This window comes from Bacillus sp. FJAT-27251, assembly GCF_001273925.1.
Classification (GTDB): Bacteria; Bacillota; Bacilli; order Bacillales; family Cytobacillaceae; genus Mesobacillus_B.
Window position 1 is genome coordinate 4827385 of the sequence record NZ_LIGG01000001.1, and the last position, 22342, is coordinate 4849726.

General features: G+C 46.7%; 18 protein-coding genes and 1 other annotated feature. Of the genes, 4 read left to right on the forward strand and 14 right to left on the reverse strand.

Annotated elements, in window-relative coordinates; translation table 11 throughout:
- From pilM to ADU22_RS22950, 8 genes are all read right to left on the reverse strand, one after another.
- Positions 1 to 990, reverse strand: a complete 990-nt coding sequence (gene pilM, locus ADU22_RS22915) for a type IV pilus biogenesis protein PilM (RefSeq protein ID WP_053364231.1) — start codon at positions 988 to 990, stop codon at positions 1 to 3.
- A 13-nt stretch (positions 991 to 1003) separates the two neighbouring features.
- A complete protein-coding gene (locus tag ADU22_RS22920; RefSeq protein WP_053364232.1) occupies positions 1004 to 1762 on the reverse strand; it encodes a prepilin peptidase in 759 nt (252 codons plus the stop codon).
- Between the two features lie 15 nt (positions 1763 to 1777).
- Entirely contained in the window at positions 1778 to 2185 is a 408-nt protein-coding gene (locus ADU22_RS22925) for a type II secretion system protein (RefSeq protein WP_053364233.1), read from the reverse strand.
- Between the two features lie 117 nt (positions 2186 to 2302).
- Positions 2303 to 3508 carry a type II secretion system F family protein gene (locus ADU22_RS22930; RefSeq protein ID WP_053364234.1) on the reverse strand — a complete coding sequence of 402 codons (1206 nt, stop codon included), beginning with the start codon at positions 3506 to 3508 and terminating at the stop codon, positions 2303 to 2305.
- A gap of 1 nt (position 3509) precedes the next feature.
- Positions 3510 to 4550, reverse strand: coding sequence for a type IV pilus twitching motility protein PilT (locus ADU22_RS22935; RefSeq protein WP_053364235.1), 1041 nt, complete (start codon positions 4548 to 4550; stop codon positions 3510 to 3512).
- Between the two features lie 12 nt (positions 4551 to 4562).
- Positions 4563 to 6224 (reverse strand): GspE/PulE family protein, encoded by a 1662-nt coding sequence (locus ADU22_RS22940; RefSeq protein ID WP_053364236.1) that lies wholly within the window; start codon positions 6222 to 6224, stop codon positions 4563 to 4565.
- Between the two features lie 23 nt (positions 6225 to 6247).
- Complete coding sequence (locus ADU22_RS22945; RefSeq protein ID WP_053364237.1) at positions 6248 to 7549, reverse strand: VanW family protein; 1302 nt, start codon at positions 7547 to 7549, stop codon at positions 6248 to 6250.
- A gap of 71 nt (positions 7550 to 7620) precedes the next feature.
- Positions 7621 to 8652: a hypothetical protein gene (locus ADU22_RS22950; RefSeq protein ID WP_053364238.1), complete on the reverse strand. Its 1032-nt coding sequence runs from the start codon at positions 8650 to 8652 to the stop codon at positions 7621 to 7623.
- A gap of 256 nt (positions 8653 to 8908) precedes the next feature.
- Here ADU22_RS22950 and ADU22_RS22955 point away from each other — a divergent pair, with 256 nt between their 5' ends.
- From ADU22_RS22955 to ADU22_RS22965, 3 genes are read left to right on the forward strand one after another with little or no spacing between them, the layout of a single operon-like run.
- Positions 8909 to 9340: a type IV pilus modification PilV family protein gene (locus tag ADU22_RS22955; protein WP_053364239.1), complete on the forward strand. Its 432-nt coding sequence runs from the start codon at positions 8909 to 8911 to the stop codon at positions 9338 to 9340.
- 15 nt (positions 9341 to 9355) lie between these two features.
- Positions 9356 to 9796, forward strand: coding sequence for a type II secretion system protein (locus ADU22_RS22960; RefSeq protein ID WP_231687986.1), 441 nt, complete (start codon positions 9356 to 9358; stop codon positions 9794 to 9796).
- Positions 9796 to 10980, forward strand: coding sequence for a hypothetical protein (locus ADU22_RS22965; RefSeq protein ID WP_053364241.1), 1185 nt, complete (start codon positions 9796 to 9798; stop codon positions 10978 to 10980). The genes ADU22_RS22960 and ADU22_RS22965 overlap by 1 nt, the downstream gene beginning before the upstream one ends.
- Before the next feature lie 41 nt (positions 10981 to 11021).
- Here ADU22_RS22965 and ADU22_RS22970 read toward each other — a convergent pair whose 3' ends face one another.
- The 3 genes from ADU22_RS22970 to ADU22_RS22980 form a co-directional block, all read right to left on the reverse strand.
- A complete protein-coding gene (locus ADU22_RS22970; RefSeq protein ID WP_197280100.1) occupies positions 11022 to 12731 on the reverse strand; it encodes a sensor domain-containing diguanylate cyclase in 1710 nt (569 codons plus the stop codon).
- A gap of 74 nt (positions 12732 to 12805) precedes the next feature.
- Complete coding sequence (locus tag ADU22_RS22975) at positions 12806 to 14128, reverse strand: bifunctional folylpolyglutamate synthase/dihydrofolate synthase (RefSeq protein ID WP_053364242.1); 1323 nt, start codon at positions 14126 to 14128, stop codon at positions 12806 to 12808.
- Positions 14129 to 14206: 78 nt separating this feature from the next.
- The gene (locus ADU22_RS22980) at positions 14207 to 16846 is read right to left on the reverse strand and encodes a valine--tRNA ligase (protein ID WP_053364243.1); all 2640 of its coding nucleotides are present in this window, start codon (positions 16844 to 16846) and stop codon (positions 14207 to 14209) included.
- 191 nt (positions 16847 to 17037) lie between these two features.
- Positions 17038 to 17273: a binding site (T-box leader), on the reverse strand.
- A 167-nt stretch (positions 17274 to 17440) separates the two neighbouring features.
- On the opposite strand from ADU22_RS22980, the gene ADU22_RS22985 reads away from it, so the two are divergent.
- Entirely contained in the window at positions 17441 to 17635 is a 195-nt protein-coding gene (locus ADU22_RS22985; RefSeq protein WP_053364244.1) for a YszA family small membrane protein, read from the forward strand.
- 17 nt (positions 17636 to 17652) lie between these two features.
- On the opposite strand, the gene ysxE is transcribed toward ADU22_RS22985, so the two are convergent.
- The 3 genes from ysxE to hemL form a co-directional block, all read right to left on the reverse strand.
- Positions 17653 to 18714, reverse strand: coding sequence for a spore coat protein YsxE (gene ysxE, locus ADU22_RS22990; RefSeq protein WP_053364245.1), 1062 nt, complete (start codon positions 18712 to 18714; stop codon positions 17653 to 17655).
- A gap of 134 nt (positions 18715 to 18848) precedes the next feature.
- On the reverse strand, positions 18849 to 20072 hold the full coding sequence (spoVID, locus tag ADU22_RS22995) for a stage VI sporulation protein D (protein WP_053364246.1): 1224 nt from the start codon (positions 20070 to 20072) through the stop codon (positions 18849 to 18851).
- Positions 20073 to 21035: 963 nt separating this feature from the next.
- On the reverse strand, positions 21036 to 22325 hold the full coding sequence (gene hemL / locus ADU22_RS23000; RefSeq protein ID WP_053364247.1) for a glutamate-1-semialdehyde 2,1-aminomutase: 1290 nt from the start codon (positions 22323 to 22325) through the stop codon (positions 21036 to 21038).
- Between the last annotated feature and the right edge of the window lie 17 nt (positions 22326 to 22342).

A 22342-nucleotide genomic window follows, 5' to 3' on the forward strand; every position in this document is an offset into this window, starting at 1 on the left:
TTACACCTCTTTTAACGCAAGTCCCAAAGCTAGATGATGCGAGGCTGGCAATGGTCTGTTTTTTTCTGTGTTCAGGGAGCTGGAATCAAGCAGTTCAACGGGTATTTCGAAACGCTTCTCCAATTCTTTCAAAATGCTGTTCAGCATAGGATGGTCCCCGGTCAGGAGGATTTTCGACAGTTCATTTTTCCCCTGGTTCAGGGAAAACTGATAAAAGTCGATCATCATATTGATTTCTTTCGTCMCCTCATCAAACTGTCCCGCCAGCTCTTCGATATCGCCTTTATAGGTCAGCTGCTGAAAGCCTGTACGCGCCACATGCGTATCCCATTGCTTATGGTCAAAAGGGATTTGGTGGTGGCGTGTGAACAAGGGCATCTTGTTTTCAAAAATGCTCATGTTGACAAGGTCCAAATCGAACTGGATGATTAGCAGGTTTTCATCAGTATTCTCTGTCAGATGGTGATACAGGCGGTAAAGCGCAAGCGAGGACACATCAGCTGCTTCAGGKTTCAGCTTCACGCCCGAGAAAAGATCCGCATAGGTCATGACATGCTCCCGATGAGCGGCAAATAGCAGGATTTCGCGTCTTTCTCCTTCTTGCGGCAAAACAACATAATCGAAAACCGGGTCTTCAAAAGGCAGATGGACGCTTTCGCCAATCTCCAAATAAAGATAGCCTTCAATTTCATCTATATGGACATCGGCAGGAATCGGCACCTTACGGACGGTCACAAACGGATCCGGCACAAGATAGCGGACTCTGCGTCGCTTTATTTTCCAAACATCAATGCATTCGTCAAGAATAATCGAAAGCGTATTTGTATCAATAATTTTCCCTTCACTTACAATCCCAGGCGGCAGATACCGTTCCCCCCATTTCAGGGGCCGCTTATTTTCCGAATTTTTCAATTCGATATAGCGGATAGAGTGATCATTGATGATAATCTCAACCGGCCTGGGCTTGAATTTCAAGAGGGCTGATGCCATTGGTGTACCCCCTTCATAGACTGAAGAAATTTAGATAAAACGTAATGATAGAGTTTCCAAAATAATAGGCTATAAGAGTTCCGGCTGCGATAAACGGCCCAAACGGAATTGGCTTGCCACGTTTAACAATTCGAAGTGCCATGCCGATAAGTCCTACGACAGCTCCCAGCAAGGTGGCCAGGAAAAAGGACAGAAGCACTGTTTTAGTGCCAACAACAAAACCGATTACAGCAAACAGCTTGATATCTCCGCCGCCCATGCCGCCCTTGCTTATAAGAGCAATCAAAAGCAGCAGACCAAAGCCGATGGCTGCTCCAATGAGCGAATCATACCAAGGCGTAAGAGGAACAATGATTCGTTCCAATAAAAAAATCCCTGCAAAAAACAACAGCACTTTATCAGGGATGATCATATAGGCGAGATCGGATACTAGAATAATTATAAATAAAGAAATCAGTGTCAGTGCAACGATGAGTTCGCCATTCCAGCCAACCAACAGCGGTGCTGTCGCAAACAGAACACCTGTCAAAAACTCAACACTTGGATAAAGCGGAGAAATCCGCGACCCACAGCCGCGGCATTTCCCCTTTTGAATGAAATACGATAAAACCGGAATCAGTTCCCAGGCTCTCAGGTTATGCCCGCATGTTGGACAGTGAGAGCCGGGGAAGACGATTGATTTTTCTGCTGGGACTCGGAGGCCTACTACGTTGTAGAAGGAGCCGAGAATTGTTCCATACAAGAAGATTACAGACCCTATTATATAACCCATTGTTTTGTTTTATTTTTATAGGCCATCAATGCCTGATAATAAAGTTTTATCAAAAACTACCTTCATTTTTCCCTTCACACCTGTCCCACTAATGGCTAAACCGCCTGATTCTTTAGTTACTGTATAAGCAACTGCATCCGTACCAGTAAATGTTGAAACACCTTCAAGATAGTCTGTCTCTAAATCTGCACTAGTAACACCTGCGGTAGGAATTTCATTGCCGTTGGCTTCATATAATTTAGCTGCATTTAAAATTAATTTTGCATCTGCTTTAATAGCATCTTCCCTTGATTTATCCATTACACTATTTATACTTGGTATTGCTATTGCCGCTATAATCCCCAAAATAACAATAACAGCCAAAAGCTCGATCAGTGTCAAACCACGCTGGTCCTTAAGACGTTTTTTAATGCTTTGCAACATTTCTTTCTCTCCCTTTTTAAAATGTATTTTAGTCGTTCAATATATTGAACTTCTGATTCTATTATACTATGAGAATAGTAGGTAAAAAAGATAAATTTTACAATATTCAACAATTTTTTACTGAATATGATTGAACATATCGAACATCGGGACCATAATCGCCAAAACAATGACGCCAACGATCCCCGCGAGGAAAACGATCATTAAAGGCTCTATTAATGACTTGATTCTCTCCGTGCTATTATCGACCTCTTTTTCATAGAATTCAGCGATTTTTGATAACATTGCGTCCAAAGACCCAGTTTCTTCACCAATGGAAATCATTTGCGTTGTCAAGGGCGGAAAGGCCCAGTGTTCTTTCATCGGCCCTGTCAACGAACGGCCGCGCGCCAGGTCATCCCTGGAAGCGCGAATCACGCGTGAAATGACATCATTTTCTACGACGCTTTCTACAATACCTAGCGCCTGCAAAATCGGCACACCAGAAGAAAACAGCGAACTGAGTGTCCGAGTCATCCTTGCCAGCGCAGCTTTTTGCAGCATTTTCCCAAAAATCGGAATGCGAAGCTTAATTAAATCCATATAGTATCTGGTTGTCTTGTTATCATTTAAAACTTTAAGGGTGACAGCTAATCCAACCGCCAATATAATGAGGAGCCACCAATACCTTTGAGTAAACTCACTGGCATTTAACACAAATTGCGTAATCGCCGGCAGATCAGCTCCAAAATCGGCAAACATGCTCACGAATGTCGGAACAACCGACACAAGCAAAAAGATGACAACCGCAACCGCAATAATGCCGACTACCACCGGATACGCCAGCGCCGACTTAATCTTCTGCCTCGTATTATGCTGCTTCTCAAAGTGCTCCGCGAGTCGCTCCAGTGTTTCTTCCATATTGCCGCCGGCCTCTCCGGCACGAACCATATTGATAAACATCGGCTCAAAAATCTTTTTATGCTTTTCGGCGGCATTGGAATAGGGATGCCCCTGGCGCAGTTCACTCTCGATATCTCTCAAAGCTGCCGCGAGTTTCTTACTGTCCGTCTGCATGGCCAGGATATTTGTTGCATCTACAATCGTTACCCCAGCCTTAATCAAGGTGGCAAACTGGCGTAAATAGATGACAATATCCTGAAGCTTGACCGGGTTTCCGATATCGAGGTCCTTGGTCATCATTGTTTCCGGGATTTCTTTTATTTCTACTACCCGGATCCCGTCTCCGCGCAGCTTCTCCATTGCTTCCCGCTTCGAAGCGGCATTGAGGGTGCCGGATTTCTTCCCCTTCTTATCACGGCCTGTATATTTAAACCGTGCCATTTTAGCTCACCTGCTCGTTCAGGAATGGAGCTGCGGCTTCTTTGGAAATCACCCCGGATTGCACCAATTCTTTGATGCTTGTCTCTAGTGTGTGCATGCCTTGAGCTCTGGAAGTCTGGATGACGGTTTCAATCTGGTGGATTTTATCATTCCGGATCAGGTTGGCGATGGCAGCATTATTGATCATGATTTCTGTTGCCGCCCGGCGTCCGGAATTATCGATTGTTTTGAACAAGCGCTGTGAAATGATGGCCAGAAGAACACCGGCAAGCTGCGTCCTGACCTGCGGCTGCTGCGCCGGGTCAAATACATCGATAATCCTTTCCACTGATGCTGGAGCGCTTTGCGTATGAAGCGTCCCAAATACAAGGTGACCCGTTTCCGCGGCCGTGATTGCCGTTTGAATCGTTTCCAAGTCACGCATCTCCCCGACAAGGATGGCGTCCGGGTCCTGACGTAGCGCAGCGCGCAATGCGTTCGCGAAGCTTTTTGTATCAGCGCCAATTTCCCGCTGGTCGATGATGCTGTTGCCGTGCTTGTGCAAGTACTCAATCGGGTCTTCCAGCGTGATGATATGCTTGCGCATATTATGGTTCATATAGCCGATCATCGAGGCGAGCGTTGTCGACTTGCCGCTACCTGTCGGGCCGGTAACCAGGACTAGTCCCTGTGGCTTTTCGACAATATGCTTTAAAACATTTGGCATTTTCAAATCGTCAATCGAAGGAATGCTTGTTGATATAACGCGGATTGCCAGGGCAACCGCGCCGCGCTGGGTATAGACGTTCACACGGAACCTGGAGATACCGGGAACCGCATAGGATAAGTCGAGTTCTCCCAGCTCCTTGAACACGTCCCATTTGGATTCAGGTATGACCGCTTTCCCCATTGCTTCCGTATCTTCGAGCTCGAGAATTTCTTTTCCATACCGTTTTAATTCTCCATTGATCCGGAACATCGGCGGCACGCCAACGGTTAAATGAATATCGGATGCCTTCAGTTCATAGGCTGCCCTCAGTATTTTGTCTACTCTGTCTTTCACGTTTTGCACCTCTTATTCAGGAATGGCAACTCGAAGCACCTCTTCGGTTGTCGTCAGGCCCTGTTTTACTTTTAACAATCCATCATCAATAAGGAAGATGGTTTTATTCTGGACGGCAATCTGCCTTAGCTTCGAAACAGATTCACCGTTCATGATCAGGCGGCGGATTTCATCATTGACCACCACCACCTCCTGGATCGCAATCCGGCCTTTATAGCCGGACATATTGCAGGATGCACAGCCTTTGCCGCGCAGAATTCTATCAATCTTCAATCCTCTTTTGGCGAAGATATCGACTTCCCGTGCCGTCGGGATATGCGCCTCCCCGCAGTCGCGGCAAACCCTTCTGACAAGACGCTGAGCGACCACCCCTGTCAAGGCTGTGGCCACCAGAAACGGTTCGACGCCCATGTCAATCAGACGGTTGATTGATGAAATGGCGTCATTTGTATGAAGGGTGCTTAGCACCAGGTGGCCGGTAAGTGAAGCCCGCACTGCCGTCTCGGCTGTTTCCCGGTCACGGATTTCCCCGACCATGACGATATCAGGGTCTTGCCGGAGGATGGCCCTTAATCCGGCAGCGAATGTCATCCCGACATTGGCGTTCACCTGGATTTGGCTGATGCCCTCCAGCTGGTATTCCACAGGATCTTCTACGGTGATGATATTGACACTTTCGCTGTTCAGTTTATTCAACGCGGCATACAGCGTCGATGATTTCCCGGAACCCGTCGGCCCTGTAATCAGGACGATTCCATTAGGTTTATCAATCATTGAAATGAATCGCGATAAATTGACCTTGTTAAAACTCAGCTTTTCAATTTCGGTAAGCGCATTGGACAGGTCAAGTATCCGCATGACGATTTTCTCGCCATACACAGTCGGAAGGGTCGACACACGCAAATCAATCGGATAGTATTCGACCTTCATTTTGATCCGGCCATCCTGGGGCACACGATGCTCGGTAATGTCCAGGTTGGACATGATTTTAATTCTGGCAGTCAGGACGCTTTGCATATTTTTTGGTAAGGCACGTTCGACGCGCAGCAATCCGTCCACCCGGTAGCGGATGACTACTTTCGTTTCCTGCGGATCAATGTGAATATCGCTTGCCTTTTGGGTCACGGCACTGAGGAGGATCTGGTTGACTAGCTTTACAATCGGCGATGATTCGTCAGTCAGGTTTTCCTGCTGATCAGATTCTCCCCCTTTTGTACTTTCGGTCAGTTCATCAAATTCTTCGTCGACCGAATAGTACTTGTTGATCGCCCGGATAATGTCGTCCTTGGTGGCTATTACGGCCTCGATTTGAAACCCGGTCGACAGGCGCAAATCGTCAATCGCAAAGAAGTCCATCGGGTCGGCCATGGCGACAACCAGCTTTTCGGCTTCCTTACGAAGCGGCACAACCAGATTGCGCGCGGCCACTTCCCTTGGGACAAGCGAAAAAAGGTTGACCTCAAATGGGTAGTTATACAAGCTTATATGCGGGATTCCAAGCTGGGCTTCCAGCACCTCGATGAGCTGCTGTTCCGTTAGATAGCCCTTCAGCAGCAACGCCTCGCCAAGCTTCTGGTTTTGCGGCTTTTCCCGAAGCGTTTCGCTAAGCTGCTCTTCTGAGATCAGTCCTGCTTCTACTATTAAGTCACCAAGCCGTTTTCGAGTTTGTTTCATTCAGAATCACCGCTTTAACCTGATTATTTTTCGGTTTCATTTACCTTGCCCCAAATCTCGTCTACCTCAGCTTCCCTGGATGCCGAGCTGCCATCCGCTTCCGTTTCAGTTGTTTCCGTTTCAGGATCAGCTGTTTCTTCTTCAGACTTTGCGCCAGCACCATCCCCGCTCTCCGATCCTTTCAATCCATGAACCTCAATTCGCTCAACGGGCGGATAGTAGTCTTCGGAGATAGTTTCTTCACTTAGGAATTCACCGTTTTCACCATATACTTTCCGCACCATTTTGACCATGGTGCCCTTCTTCCCTTGTTCTTTGACAGTTTTTTGTCCCGGGAGAAGCTGCGGGCTGTATTGGATGACGGTTTTAGGCTTAAAGCTTTGTTTGCCGCTTTCTTCAATTTCGTAAGTGTATAACAACGAACTTCCTTTCAGTTGAATAGTCAGGATTGGATGCACCCAACTCAGCTCCAGATAAAAATCCGATTCATTCGGATTGGCAAATACGAAATCAAGGTTATGGTCAGCATTCACCTTCGCTTCAAAACCTAAAGGAATGTAGTCCGGCAAAGCCTGGCCGATATGGCGTTCAATGATATCAAAATTGGTAGGCAAAATCGTTTGATAAATGCCTGCCGCTATCATGCTCATTGTTCCTGATGGCATGGACGTCAGCTTTTCATCCTCAATCGTCTTTAGGAAGGAAACCTGTGAATTGGCCGGAATGGCAATCGGCGACAACCCTTCAACCCAGTCCATCATCGCTACACTCACGTCATCAAGCTGCAGCGTGGTTTCATTGATCACATCATCACCCTTATTGTCACCACCAAGAAGTTTTTCCACCGAAATGCGATGACTTCCAACGGTAAGGTTTCGGCTATAATTCAACACTTCCTGATGCAGCATATTCAATTCAGCTTCCTCAAGGATCAGGTCGGGAGAGAGCTGAGAAATCGCTCCTTTTAACCCCTTCGTCTCAATGGATACAGCTGTTCCATTGGCCTGTCCGTTTTGGGCGGCTTCTACCGATTCAACAACGTTAAAGCTAAGAAACTCGGTATTAACCGTTATTGTTTTTTCTTTATATTGAAGTTCAAAGACGGTATCGGCCTGCCACTGCTGTACCCGTTCTGCTACAAGGGGCTGGGATTCGGCCTTTGATTTGCCTGCGACGTTCACCCCACCGATGGTCGTGCCCTCAAGAAACAGGTCGCCTTCTTTGGACATTGCACTGTACGCCATTGCGCCAAAATGGGAGAAACTATAAATAAATAACGTACTTATTAATAGCACGATAAATAGTTTTATTCCTTGCTGTTTCATGTTGTCTGTTTCCTCCCGTTTAAGCGCACATGGCGGCATCCATTTATTAAGGTTAATTGTTATTAAGCCTTTTATTTCACACTCGAATATTCTTTCTTTTCATCCAGAACTTCCAGCTCATCCTCTTCAAGCAATGAGCTCCAGAATTCTTCATCCAGCTGCGATTCCGGCGTCTCTTTTTCCAGAGGAATATCATCAAATTCAAGTTCAGGAAGTTCATCCGAAGCATAATCGCTTAAGCTTGGTGTTGGTTCTTCGATATAAGATACCGCGGCTTCGTCACCAAAATCCAATTCTTCCAGGTCCTCAGAGGCTTCCTGAAGTGCAGTAGGTGCTTGTGGCAGTTCCTCTTCTTCAATGATAAGCAAATCTTCCATCTTAGCCAGATAAGAAATGTCTGTATCAGGATTTTGTTCAATATATTGAACGTTATTACGCGTGCCATCCTGATCGACCTGCGGCAGTGCGTCTGGCTCGATAGTTTCCTGCTCTATCTCAGATTCATTATCTACCAGGAACTCATGGGAAAGATCCTCAAGGTCTCCATCGGGGTTGCTTTCGGCGTCCTGTGAAACAACTTCGATTGAAGCTTCTTCTTTCCCCGCAGCCACCTCAGCAATTGCATTCATTGGCATGTCATCGGTCTGGACGGAGGCGTTTTCTTTTTTATTTCCAATCAGGATGCTGAACTTTGGTTCGCCTGCCTGCCTCATTGCTTTTTTAAGCAATCCCGGCTCTTCTTCTATAAGTTCGCTTGCCCAGTTCTCTGAAAGGGCAATATGATTATAGGTATCATTCAAGCTTTCAAATCTGGATTCTTCCAATTGCTGATAAGTTTCCTGCTCCATACCATCAGATGGAGCTTGCAAAATGGTTTCTATTCTCTTGAACATGAAATAGGCCGTAATACCTATTAACAGGACTTCAATTAAGAGAGTTTGCCATAAAGGCATGATTGGAGCGGCGAGCAACCCCACAGTTGCTATTAAAAGGGACGCTGTAACAATATAGACCTTCCCTCGTAACGAAAAGCCAAGCGGTAAAAAATAAATAATTGGAACAAGAATTACCATGGCAATGCCGGCAAACAGTACATTTTCCACTCCTACACCCCTAACAAAAATCTCTCTATTTTACTCAACTTCAATTATTTTCTACATTTAACGACATCTTCCTTCTTTCCCATTGTATAATATTGAAATATGTTTTTAAAGGAAATTTAATATGGAAGTAAATGTAAAGTTACCTCGAATTTGAATTTATGCCCCACTTTTTCCCTATTTCCATCTTCTTATTTTTTTGACAAATGATATGATAGATTTAGAAAATAGAAGGATGACCGAAAGGACTGGAAGATAGATGAAAGCGGTAAGAAATGAAGAAGGAGTTACATTGGTAGAAGTATTAGCAGCAATCGCGATACTGTCTATCATCCTTGTTTCCGTCATGAACATTTTTCCGCAAATGGGGATGATGAATAAGACCAATGAAAATAAAGCACAAGCCATCAATACAGCTAAAGACATTTTAATAGAGTGGCAAAATAATAATGAGGTTAAAACTTATATTGCTGATCCCGCCACTACGTTTACCCTATCACTCGCTCCCCCTCAATTAATAGATGGCTTTTATGTATTTGAGACAAATAAGGGGTCGTTTAAGGCTAAGGTTAGAATAAAACAACAGCCAGGCAAAACCTCCGATCTTGTAAAGGCACATTTGATTGTGGTCGAGCTTCTAAATGATGACAACAAGATCATCAGTGAAACATACGGATATATTTTGGTTTAGGAGTGGGCCAAATTGATGAAAAATGAACAAGGAATCACCTTAGTGGAAGTACTTGCGACTATATTGATTCTTTCCATTGCAGGCACTATCATTTGGCAAGTGTTTTTTCAAGGCTATCAATACTCACAAAGAGCCCTTTCAAAAAACAAAATGCTGCAAGAAGTGAATATCATTAGTACTAATATCTTAAGAACCCACCAAACTGAGGAACAGTACCAACTAAAGATGTTGACCTCTGGCTGTGGTATTAGTTTAAGTGCAAATGGCCACACAGAAATTTTTGACCATAATGAAATTTGCATCTCTTTTAATCAAAATGGTATTCCAGATGTGATTAAACCTAATGTAGAGCATGCAGAACTGCCTTTTGTCCTTCGAGCATGGGAGAGAACAAATATTGAGAACAAGGTTGAATTAGAAGCGAGACTTTATCGGATGAAAGGCGGGAATTACTGATGTTATTTAATAAGAATGAGGGAGGATATGCACTTTTAACCGTTTTATTAATGATAACCATCTTCATGATCCTCTTCCTTTCCTTCATGGGACAAGCTTTTAGCTCGGTGAAACAGAATCAGGTTGTGGAGAGATCCTCGCAGTCGGTAGCCGTTGCTGAGATGGGGGTTACTTATTACAAAGTTGCCACACAGAACATTTTCGAAAGCAACCGCCAGGCAGTTGTAACCCGAGTAAATCAAATATTAAATCCCTTGCCAAATGAGGTAATCGATCAGGAGGAAGCGAAAGAGGCAACAGTAACAGCTACAGCGGAAATACTAAAAGCAAAACTTCAGCAAGAACAATCGAAGATAAATGTAGATGACAGGCTTGATACATTCTTTTCAATAAGCAATATTGATTCAAGTACCGACCTTGACGAAAATACGGTGAATCTCCACTTTTCTGTCACTGGAACCCAAGATGGCAAAAGCACACCACTTGAGGCGGACATGGCCATAGATTTAAGCTCGATTATTATCGAACAGGATTCTATCAATTTTGTGCTGCCCGCTTTCGATGAGGTTCCAAAACCCCAGCCAGGATGTACATCGTTTGCAAACGGATGCAGTGAGCTTCTTGTCGATGGTACCCAGCCATTGCCAGGCAAAAACAGCCCCAATACCGGTAATGTCAACGGTCTATCTGATGCGATTGTATACTCAACAGGCTCTTTAACTATCAACGGGAATGCGAACAACTCATACAACTTGAAAGTGCATGCTGAAAATGACTTTAAGATTGAAAGTAATATGAATAGCGCTACTAAATTGACATTGGAAACTAAAAAAAATGCCACTTTTAGCGGCAACCTGAAAATTGAATCCTCAAGACTTATTATTGGGAAAGACTTAATAAATGGTAAGCACCTTGAGTTAGACAAAGGCTCATTTGCTTTTGTAGGAGGAAATGCCACCATTGAGAAGTTAGACATTACCAACAACTCCACAATGTGTGTTCAGGGTTTATTAACTGTTCCTGATAATCAAAGAAAAGTGGATCTAACAAGTAAACTGATTGTCAAAAGTGTTGTCGGTGAAGAAGAATTTGAAAGGCAATGCGGCAGTCCTACTTCCGTGAACCTCTCCATTAACTGGGGACAAAATATTGAAACAAAAGTAGACAAAGTGGACTACAAATAAGCTAAAGAGATATGATTCTCTTTAGCTTATTTAATACCTATTTATTTCACATACTCCGCCACCCGGTTCCTCCCTGCCCTTTTCGCCCCTACATACAGCGCACGGTCCGCATGGCGGATCAGGGCCATGGCGTCTTCGGCATCGTCGGGGGCTGTGGCCACTCCGATGGAGGCGGTTATTTGGATGCTTTGTTTTTTTCCTGGCTCAATGGACTGCTGTAGGTTGAAGGGCCAGTTGGCGATGCTTTCACGGATCATTTCGGCCATTTTGCCTGCTGTTTGCTTTCCGGCATCTGGCAGGAGGACGACGAATTCTTCGCCGCCAAACCTGGCGACGGTTCCCTGGCTGCCAACCAGTTTCCTCAGCCTGTTGGCCAGCTCAATCAGGATTTCATTTCCGCTGGGATGGCCGTAGGTGTCGTTTACAATTTTAAAATGGTCGATATCGAGGAGGATGAGTGACAGCGAGGTTCGTTCAAAGCGTGTCAGCTTCACAAATTCCTCATGCAATAAATGGTCGAAATAGCGGAAGTTATACAGATTGGTCAGCGCACAGCGTTCACTGTGAATTTTCGTTTGCTCATAATTCTTGGCATTCTCGACGGCCACGGCAAAGGAGGAGCAAAGAATGTCCACAATCATCAGCTGCGATTTTTTATATGCCCGTTTTTGCCTTGATGCAAGGGTGAGCACCCCTACAACCTTTTTGTTGCGGATGATTGGAACAGCCAGAATGCTTTCCGCATCTTCCGGCAGGAACCCTTTGGTAAACGGCAGCCATTCTTTCTTCGAGGAATAACAGATGGCTTTTTCCTGTGCCCATACATAGCCGTTGATTCCCTCATGCTTTTTCATCCGTGGGATCATGTCTGGCCCCGATTGATCCAGTCTGCGGACCATCTCCAATTCCTGTTCATTGACCGGTTCGAAAATATAGGCATAATCGACTGGCAGCATTTCACCAATCTTTTCAAAAAACAGGTCGGTTACATCATCGACACGGAGGCGCTGGGCCATCTCATGGCTGATATCCGCTGCCTTTTGAAGATAAAGGTTCACCTTCTCGCTTGAATAATAAAGATGAAAAACGAGCGAAATCGAGATAAACGGCAGACCGACAAAGAACAGCGCCATCACGCCCACCTGGTTATAAAACATATAGAGGAAGAACCCTAATGGCAAGGTAATCAAGGTTGTGACGGTCTCGACAAAAAAGTCTTTTCCGAAGTAATTTTCCCGCCGCTTATAAACAAAGCGGAGATTAAAAGAAACAATCACCTGGTTCAAAAAGTAGCCTGCCACAGCATACAGGGCTGCCAGCCAGATGGAACGTGGTTCTGTTACAAAGCTGGGACCGGTATGGCCGCCAAGTTCATAATAAAACACGCCGCTTAACAGCGAGACAAAAAAGAACATTGTCATATTGAGAGGCAGCCTGAAAAATTCACTTTTCTGAATTCTCAGTTTAAAAAGCAGGATGACGACCGCAATCTGGGCGAGCACCATTTCGATGAACAAGCCGAATTTCAGAAAGGCAGCCAGGCTCACCCACTGAATCAGAAAAATGTGCATGTAGTTAATCGTAATCGGCATGGATGCGACCACCGCGATTAAAAGCAAAAAGGCCAGCAAATCCAGCCACTGGCCTGAAAACGCAGGAGGAAAGGCTTGATAGGTAAGAATCATGCCTGCTGGGACAAGCAGGAAATAAACAAGAAAAATATTTCTTTTTGTTTTCTCTGCAACCTTCATCAGCCTGTCCTCCTCCATAACCAATTTAATGGCAATTCAAGATAAATCAATTGTAGCAAATTTTGATATGGTTATTACAGGGGAATTTTGTCGTTTTTCAAAAGTTCTTGTAAATATGGTTTTACCTCTGATATGAAATAGAGCGAGCCTGTAATCACGAGCAGCTCATTTTCTTTCAGCCTTTTTATTTCTTCAGGCAGATAGGCCTTCCAGTCGTCGACAGCAAGTTTGTGCGGCGATGTACTAATCCTAACCAGGTCTTCGGCGGCTGCGGCGCGCGGAAAATCAAAGCTGACAAACGAAATCGTGCTCGCCGCTTGGTCAAGCGTCGCAATCATTTTGTCGAGTTTTTTATCCTTTAAGGCAGCAAAAACCAGGTGGATTTCTTTTTGCGCAAAGCGTTCTTCCAGTTCTGCCGCAAGTGCCGTAATGCCTTCATCATTATGCGCCCCATCCAGGATGACCAGCGGCTTCTCGCTCAAAATTTCAAACCGTCCCGGCCAATAGGCCGCTGCCAATCCTTCCCTGATTCTCTTTTCCCCTATTTCAATCCAGCCTGTCTGGGCTAAATGCAGGAGGGCAGTGACGGCCAAGGCGGCGTTTTCCGTCTGGTGCTTTCCCATCATGGAAATCTCAAGTTCAGGGATGAATCCATCCTTCGTATCAAGGGAAAACCTTTCACCCCTCGCTGCAGACTGGTGATTCACAATCGCAAAATCCTCGTGGAGGACGGAAATTGGAGCCAGCTTCTCCTCAGCCTGCTCCCTAATCACTTTAAGGGCACCAGGATGGCGGACTCCCGTAAAAATCGGGATGCCCGCTTTAATGATGCCCGCTTTCTCAAAGGCTATCTCTTCATGCGTCTCCCCAAGGATGCTGGTATGATCAAGCCCAATATTGGTAATGACCGAGGCAATCGGCTTCACGATGTTCGTCGAGTCAAACCGGCCGCCCAATCCTACTTCATACAAAACAATGTCCACTGGATGCTTTTGGGCAAAATAATAAAAAGACATGGCCGTAATCACTTCGAATTCGGTTGGTCCCCCGAGCTCGGTTGTTTCGAGCTCATCCGCCAATGGGCGGATGATATTGACCAGCTCGAGAATGTTTTCATCACTTATCGGTGTGCCATTGACGCTGATTCGTTCATTAAACTGTTCAATATATGGAGAAGTAAAAGTTCCGACATTATATCCTTCTGCCTGCAGCATGGAACGCATGTAGGTGACGGTCGAACCCTTTCCATTCGTTCCGCCGACATGGATGGCTTTTATGCTGTTTTCCGGAGAGCCAAGGCGCTCCATCATCCATTCCATCCGTGCTAATCCAGGTTTGATGCCGAGCCTTAACCTGGCATGGATCCAGTCAAGAGCTCCTTTGTAGGTTGTAAACATTGCTGGCACCTCAACTTTAATTCATAAGAATGAGACGAATCCCACACATGGACTCGTCTCATTTATTCTACACTATATTCAGCCTTTTAGCTCCGAAATCCTTGCTTCAACAGCAGCAAGTTTTTCGCTGTAATCCCTTTCCTTCGCACGTTCTTCATTAATGACCTTTTCAGGGGCCTTCTTGACAAAGCCTTCATTGCCCAGCTTTTTCTGCACGCGTTCGACTTCTTTTATCAGCTTCTCGCGCTCTTTTTGCAAGCGGGCGATTTCTTCGTCAATATTCAGCAGGCCTTCAAGCGGCAGGATGATTTCGAGCCCTGTTACGACCGCGGTCATCGCCTTGTCGGGTGCTTCAACATCAAGCCCCATCTCCAGCTGTTCCGGATTGCAGAAACGCTCGAGGTAGGCACGGTTCTTTTCTACAGTGCTCAGTACCTGCTCATCCTTCACTTTCAGGAACATCTTGATTTTCTTGCTCAGCGGTGTATTAACTTCCGCGCGGATGTTCCGGACAGATCGGATGATTTCCACAAGCAGTTTCATTTCGGCTGCTGCTGTTTCATCGGTGTAATCCGTATTTACTTGCGGCCATTGTGCCGTTGTGATCGATTCACCGGAATGAGGCAGGTTCTGCCAGATTTCCTCGGTGATGAATGGCATGAATGGATGCAGCAGGCGCATCGTATTGTCGAGCACATAAGCAAGAATCGAACGGGTTGTTTTCTTCGCTGCTTCGTCCTCGCCGTACAATGGCAGCTTCGCCATTTCGATGTACCAGTCACAGAAGTCATCCCAGATGAAGTTGTACAGCACACGGCCGACTTCACCGAACTCATAGCGGTCGGACAGCCTTGTCACCGTTTCAATCGTTTCATTGAGCCTTGTTAAAATCCACTTGTCGGCTACCGATTTTTCACCTGTCAGATCGATTTCCTCGTATTTAAGGCCGTTCATGTTCATCAAGGCAAAACGGGAGGCGTTCCAGATTTTATTGGCAAAGTTCCAGGTTGCTTCTACTTTTTCAATGGAGAAGCGCAGGTCCTGGCCCGGCGAGCTTCCGGTCGACAGGAAGTAGCGGAGCGAGTCGGCCCCATACTGGTCGATGACATCCATCGGGTCTACCCCGTTGCCAAGCGATTTGCTCATCTTGCGGCCTTCGGCATCACGGACAAGGCCGTGGATGAGAACATCCTTGAACGGACGCTCTCCGGTGAACTCAAGTCCCTGGAAGATCATCCGGGATACCCAGAAGAAGATGATGTCATAGCCGGTAACTAGCGCAGCTGTTGGGTAGTAGCGCTTAAAGTCTGTAGACTCGCTGTCAGGCCAGCCCATCGTCGAGAACGGCCAGAGCGCCGAGCTGAACCAAGTATCCAGTACATCTTTGTCCTGCTCCCAGTTCTCAATGTCCTGAGGCGCTTCGTGTCCAACATACACCTCACCTGTTTCCTTGTGGTACCAGGCCGGGATGCGGTGTCCCCACCAAAGCTGCCTGGAAATGCACCAGTCGCGGATGTTTTCCATCCAGTGCAAATAGGTCTTTTCGAAACGGTCAGGAACAAAGTTGACTTTGTTTTCCTTCTGCTGAAGCGCGATCGCTTCATCTGCGAGCGGCTGCATTTTCACGAACCACTGCGTCGACAGGTATGGCTCTACAACCGCGCCGCTGCGCTCGGAATGGCCGACAGAGTGCATATGCTCTTCGATTTTAAACAGGACATCCTGCTCCTGCAGGTCCTTGACGATTTGCTTGCGGCACTCGAAACGGTCCATGCCCTGGTACTTTCCGGCCCTTGCATTCATGCTGCCGTCTTCGTTCATGACAAGTACTCTTTCAAGATTGTGGCGATTGCCGATTTCAAAGTCGTTCGGATCATGTGCCGGGGTGATTTTCACCGCGCCTGACCCGAATTCCATATCCACATAATCGTCGCCAACAATCGGGATTTCGCGGCCAACAATCGGCAGGATGACGGTCTTTCCAATCAGATGCTTATAGCGCTCATCTTCCGGATGAACCGCCACCGCTGTATCCCCAAGCATCGTTTCCGGACGGGTTGTGGCAACTTCGATATGTCCGGAGCCGTCTGCAAGCGGGTACCTCATGTGATAGAATGCTCCCTGAACATCTTTGTAGATAACCTCGATATCGGAGAGAGCCGTTTTTGTGGACGGGTCCCAGTTGATGATATATTCGCCGCGGTAAATAAGGCCCTTTTTATACAAGGAGACAAATACTTCGCGGACAGCCTTTGAAAGGCCTTCGTCAAGCGTGAAGCGCTCACGGCTGTAATCAAGCCCCAGACCCAGCTTTGACCATTGCTGGCGGATATGCTGAGCATACTCTTCCTTCCACTTCCATGTTTCCTCTAGGAATTTTTCACGTCCAAGGTCATAGCGGCTTTTGCCTTCCTCGCGCAGCTTTGCCTCTACCTTTGCCTGCGTGGCGATTCCGGCATGGTCCATTCCAGGCAGCCAGAGAACATCATAGCCCTGCATCCGCTTCATTCGTGTCAGGATATCCTGAAGCGTCGTGTCCCAGGCGTGGCCAAGGTGCAGCTTTCCGGTTACGTTTGGCGGCGGGATGACGATGGTATACGGCTGCTTTTCCGCATCATCCTTCGCTTCAAAGAATTTGCCCTGCAGCCACCAGTCATAGCGTCCCTGTTCAATCGATGAGGGATCATATTTCGTAGGCATCGATAAATTTTCTTCCATGGTTACTCCTCCTTAGAAAAGCGTAAGCGCCTTGCCCAGCCCCGACAAGTGCTGGAGGGCCAGCTGATTAAGTCGTTCTTTTACTTCAACAGCTGGACTGAAGCAACTCGAGGGGCTAGGCGCTGGAGCTGGACAGTTGTTTAACTGTCCTCGCATACACTTTTAAAAAAATAAAAAACTCCATTCGTCTCTAAAAGGACGAATGGAGTGCGATTCGCGGTACCACCTTTTTTCCAGCCGCAGGAAATGCAGGGCTGGCTCTTAAACAGGATAACGGATTTTCTCCGTCCTCGGCTAATGGGCATTCCGTTCACCGAAGAAGCTCGAGGGCGACCTTCCGAATGTCTGCCTGGGATGCCTTTCAGCCAATGGGCTTCCCTCTCTTGAAGCAGAGTGTTTTCGTACTCTTCCCTGTCATTGCTCTCAATTATTGAATATATAAGTTATACTACCCAAAAAAGGGGGAGGACGTCAATATTCATTTCCTTATTTCCGCGTTTTTATACGTAAAATGGGCTTTGTTTGCTTCTAACAGGCACGTTTCCGCCCAAATAATCATACAATAAAAAAAAGCACCCGGGGGAGGAGCTTTGCATGTCAAGAAAACGATATAACCCTTACAACTATCCGCGCTGGCTGCGGAATGCACGGGGAATCTGCACGCAGTTTGCGATTCCATTCTGCGTATTCCAGGGAATCCGGACTCTCTTTTTTCCGACAACCTTTGATGTTTTGCTGCTAGCCATCCTCATCCTGCTTTCCTTGGCCATCCATTTTGAAATGATTTAAAGAAGCCCAGGCGATTGTCAGCTCTGGGCTCTTTCCTGTTCAGTCTTTTTTTGGGCCTCGGCTCTTGCCTGGGCTTTCTGCCGTTCTATTTCCTCGACCCTCATGGCGACATACTCGGTATTCTTCAGATGCCAGTAATGCCGCTGCAGCCTTTGCACATATTTGCGTTCATCCACATTGTTCTTCTGCATAAGATAGCTTTCCGCTGTCTGCAGCATTCCTGCCGGGTAGGCGAGATAGCCAAGAAACAGCAGCCTTTCTTCCTCCTTTAACGGAAAGTACTTTAAATAATTGTTGATCCATGCCACACATTCTTCCGACTGTTTCGGGCGTGTTTTTAAAAAGCGTGACATGAATGGCAGCAGGTCTTGTATTGGCGACCCCAGCCTTGTGTCTTCAAAATTGATGAAATAGCCATAACCTTTGTCATCATAAAGGAAATGCTCTGTTGATACCTTGCCGTGCAGCAGGACCATCCGGGCCTTTTTCTGGTCTTTGGTTTTCTCCTTCCAGCTTTTGAGCTTTTCACTTGCAAACCCCATCGCCTGCCGGATGCTGTTGTAGTAAAGGCAAAAAAGGAGCTGGAAAGGCGACATATACCATGCCTGCTCGCAGCTTTCGATAAAACCTTCGAGAAATTCCTCATCCTTTTCCCATTGTTTCAGTGTTTTTTCATAATGCTCTTCGCGGGCTTCAAGGCTGATATCAAGCTCCCTTGCCGATAAGGCATGCAGCCGCGCCAGTTCGCGGAACAGTTGAAGCGGACGCTCCTCCCTGTTCTCCTTTTCCTCATTGGCTAGCCATGGCATTAAATAATATAAAGAATTCCTTTCGTAGATGGCATACCGGCCATCGGAAGCAGGATAGACGGGAACAATCCGGTTATAGCCCTTATGGTACAAGAATTGGATGTGGCGGATGAACTCCATCCCATGATGAGGGTCAATTTTCTTTAGCGCATACGTGCCTGACTTTGCATACACTTTTTTGACTTTGCCAAAATCCTCGACAAAATAAGGGTCTAAGGCATAATTCCTTAGAATATGTTTGACCTCTGGCAGCACATTGGGCTGATCCATGTTATTCACTCACTTTCACATCCCGGGAGCCTCCTTCTTCAACAGGCGGAACACGTTCCGCCGCTTGGGGGGCGGGGTAAAAAAGGCGAGCAGGTTACAATAACCTGCTCCATCTTTGGGTTCCGTTTTTTAATTCAGCTGCTCCCTTTCGTCTGCACCGCAGCCGGTACATAGAGCACTTGCCCTTCCGAGACTTCCTGGTCGATGCCAAGATGGTTGATATTCAGCAGCTGCTGGACGCTGACCTCATAGCGTTCGGCAATCCTCTGCAGCGTATCTTCCTGCTGGACAATGCAGACCCGGATCTTTGCGACCTGGGAATCCTCCTTGCGCGCAAGAAACTCGGCAATCGAGAGGCCTTTCTTCTTGTTTATCTTCTTTCCTTTTACCTTTGCTTCTTCCTCGGAGGAACTCGAACTTTCCTCTTCATACTGCTGTGCCTTTTCATTGATAATCATTTTCTTTTCAACTTCCTGGACATGCTCTGCCGGCGATTCCTGGAAAGCTTCGGCAGCCGGCGGCATCACTTCTTTTGGAGCGGCCACTGCTGGGGACTCCAGCTCCATCTCAGGTTCTTTCCTTTGAAAGGCAAGCTCTTTTTCCGGCTCCTTCTCCACTGGTTCAAATGGAACAGGAGCTGCATTGCGTGCAAAGACAGGTTCCGGTTTTTCTTCCTTCCCGGACTGCGCTTCGGGCTCTTTCTTCGCCTCGGCGCTAAAAGGAAGATAGAGGGGGTCCACCTCTTCCCCGGTATGGACCGCGGGCGATTCTTCCTGCGAGCTGAAGGCAAAAGCTGCATATTCAGGCAGGTCTTCTTCTTCCCTCTCCCTGTATAGCGTTTCAAGATCCACTTGTTCTTGCTCTTCCTCTTCCCTGACACCCTCAGGGACTTCCACTTCCTCAGCCTCATCTTCGCCGCCATGCTGCTGATCCCCGTACAAGCCAGTGATCGCCAGCTCGGCCGAAAGCTTCAGACTGCTTCTTTCAGGAAAATCATAGTCAAATGATTCTACCGTAATATCAATATCATAAATGCTCTCTATCCGGTTTTGCGGAATGGTGATATCAACAGGGAACCGATGGGAAAATTCCAGGCTGCCTTCTTCCCTTTCGGTGACAGAATGCACCAGCCTTACAGCTGCGAACGGATCCCCTGCTCCTTCTCCGTCCTGTTCAGCGCATTTATACTCGCCTGAAAGCACAAGCGAACCTTTGATCGTTACATATTGGTCATTTTCCTGGATGGTTATGTCGGGGTCGAGCGAAATGGATAAAAGCTCTGCGACTTCCTGTCCTCTTTGGAACCACACCGACTCCTCAAGGGAAAACCGCAGGCATGATGGATTACCCGTAGACAAAGCGTCTCCTCCTTTCATTTCATGAGCATGAGCATAAAATCACTATGTCATTAAACTGTATGAAAGGCGGCGTTTTTTTATGATAGGGTGTTTGGAATTGGGACGGAGGTTATTTTTAAGGGGTGATTTGAAGGCAGCATAAGACGAGGTGAAGGTCAGGAACCAATTTACAGATTCGTGGAAAAAGACTTCCACATTGGAGCCGCCTAACGCTTTATTGTCAGATTGGGCAAGTTGTCTTTTATGCTAGTACTCGGTTTAAACACCGAGATCTGGTCAATTTAATGCTAGTACTCGGTTTAAACACCGAGATCTGGTCAATTTAATGCTAGTACTCGNTACTCGGTTTAAACACCGAGATCTGGTCAATTTAATGCTAGTACTCGGTTTAAACACCGAGATCTGGTCAATTTAATGCTAGTACTCGGTTTAAATTCACTGCCATAAACCTAGTACTCGCCTTATCTCTATGCTTACCAGCATTAAATCCGCACTAACCAGCATTATATTAGCTCTTACCAGGATTAAATGTTTATTTAATACTAGTACTCGCATTATTTAATACCCAAGGAGGGTATATCAGTACAAAATATCAAGCAAATTAGCTCCTTTTCGAAGCATGATTAACCCAAATTGAATAAGGTGTGCTCATGTTTCAGTATAAAACCTCTAAATGTTCTGTTAACCATGCACTAATCAAAAAATCGAAGCACAATCACCCTAAAATTCCCCGATTAGAAAACGGTATTCGCAATATTTATCGAAGGGTATCGCGGGGAAAAATGACCGCTGTTGTCCATTAACAATGTATGCACTCGATAATCCCGCTGTTTTGTTTGATAATTACCGCTCACCATAACTAGATGCGAACATATGACTGAACAATTTTTCACAAGTACAGGCTAAACATCAAAAAACCCGCTCCCTCCCATCAAAATAGGGAAAAAGCGGGTTCATCTTTTATTAGCCTTTCAGCCTTGAAAATGCCTTTTCGGCTGCCTCAATGGTCTTCTGGATGTCTTCGTCGCTGTGCTCGGTGCTCAGGAACAGACCTTCAAACTGGGAAGGCGGCAGGAAGACTCCTTCGTTGGCCATTTCGCGATAGTAGGCCGCAAAATAATCAAGATTGGATGTTTTCGCCACATCATAATTGATGACGTCCTTGTCGGTGAAGAAGAAACCGATCATCGAGCCGGCGCGGTTGAAGGAAACCGGGATGCCGTGCTTCTCGGCCGCTGCCGTAATGCCTGATTCCAGAAGGTCCCCCTTCTTCTTGAATTCCTCGTAGGTTTCCGGAGTCAGCTGCCTTAATGTTTCATATCCGGCCATCATTGCCAGCGGATTTCCGGAAAGTGTTCCAGCCTGATAGATCGGTCCGCTCGGAGCGATCTGCTGCATGATTTCCGCTTTTCCGCCATATGCTCCAACCGGCAGGCCGCCGCCGATTACCTTGCCGAGGCAGGTAAGGTCAGGAGTGACATTAAAGTGGCCCTGGGCACAGTTGTAGCCGACCCGGAAGCCGGTCATAACCTCGTCAAAAATCAGCAAGGAGCCGTATTGGGTGGTCATTTCACGCAAGCCTTCGAGGAAGCCAGGCTGCGGCGGCACGACACCCATATTGCCCGCAACCGGTTCAACGATCACACAGGCAATATCATCGCCAAACTGTTCAAACGCGTATTTGACGCTTTCGAGGTCATTGTAAGGGACGGTAATTGTGTTTTTGGCGATGCTTTCCGGCACGCCCGGACTGTCAGGCAGGCCGAGTGTGGCGACGCCGGAACCCGCTTTGATCAGCAGGGAATCTCCGTGGCCATGGTAGCAGCCTTCAAATTTCAAGATTTTATTCCGGCCTGTGTAGCCGCGCGCAAGGCGGAGGGCGCTCATCGTTGCCTCGGTACCGGAGGACACCATCCTGACCACTTCGATTGACGGAACACGCTCAATCACCAGCTCGGCCATTTTGGTTTCCAATTCTGTCGGTGCCCCAAAGCTGGTTCCCATTTCGGCTACTTTCTTAATCGCCTCCACGACAGAGTCGTTTGCATGCCCAAGAATAAGCGGTCCCCAGGACAGCACGTAGTCGATATATTCATTGCCATCAATATCGTAGATTTTGGAGCCTTTGCCTCTCTCCATGAAAATCGGGTCCATATTGACCGATTTAAAAGCGCGTACCGGGCTGTTTACGCCGCCGGGCAACACTTTTTTTGCTTGTTCAAACGCTGCAGCTGATTTTTCGTAAGAGCGCATAAAAATCCTCCTCATAG

What these genes read in the sequence shown, in the direction of transcription:
- ADU22_RS22985 (WP_053364244.1), top strand. Translation starts at nt 17,441, where the DNA reads ATGTCAAGAAAACGATATAACCCTTACAACTATCCGCGCTGGCTGCGG.
- ysxE (WP_053364245.1), bottom strand. Translation starts at nt 18,714, where the DNA reads ATGGATCAGCCCAATGTGCTGCCAGAGGTCAAACATATTCTAAGGAAT.
- ADU22_RS22980 (WP_053364243.1), bottom strand. Translation starts at nt 16,846, where the DNA reads ATGGAAGAAAATTTATCGATGCCTACGAAATATGATCCCTCATCGATT.
- ADU22_RS22970 (WP_197280100.1), bottom strand. Translation starts at nt 12,731, where the DNA reads ATGAAGGTTGCAGAGAAAACAAAAAGAAATATTTTTCTTGTTTATTTC.
- ADU22_RS22930 (WP_053364234.1), bottom strand. Translation starts at nt 3,508, where the DNA reads ATGGCACGGTTTAAATATACAGGCCGTGATAAGAAGGGGAAGAAATCC.
- ADU22_RS22960 (WP_231687986.1), top strand. Translation starts at nt 9,356, where the DNA reads ATGAAAAATGAACAAGGAATCACCTTAGTGGAAGTACTTGCGACTATA.
- ADU22_RS22920 (WP_053364232.1), bottom strand. Translation starts at nt 1,762, where the DNA reads ATGGGTTATATAATAGGGTCTGTAATCTTCTTGTATGGAACAATTCTC.
- ADU22_RS22975 (WP_053364242.1), bottom strand. Translation starts at nt 14,128, where the DNA reads ATGTTTACAACCTACAAAGGAGCTCTTGACTGGATCCATGCCAGGTTA.
- ADU22_RS22945 (WP_053364237.1), bottom strand. Translation starts at nt 7,549, where the DNA reads ATGAAACAGCAAGGAATAAAACTATTTATCGTGCTATTAATAAGTACG.
- ADU22_RS22965 (WP_053364241.1), top strand. Translation starts at nt 9,796, where the DNA reads ATGTTATTTAATAAGAATGAGGGAGGATATGCACTTTTAACCGTTTTA.
- ADU22_RS22925 (WP_053364233.1), bottom strand. Translation starts at nt 2,185, where the DNA reads ATGTTGCAAAGCATTAAAAAACGTCTTAAGGACCAGCGTGGTTTGACA.
- hemL (WP_053364247.1), bottom strand. Translation starts at nt 22,325, where the DNA reads ATGCGCTCTTACGAAAAATCAGCTGCAGCGTTTGAACAAGCAAAAAAA.
- ADU22_RS22940 (WP_053364236.1), bottom strand. Translation starts at nt 6,224, where the DNA reads ATGAAACAAACTCGAAAACGGCTTGGTGACTTAATAGTAGAAGCAGGA.
- ADU22_RS22955 (WP_053364239.1), top strand. Translation starts at nt 8,909, where the DNA reads ATGAAAGCGGTAAGAAATGAAGAAGGAGTTACATTGGTAGAAGTATTA.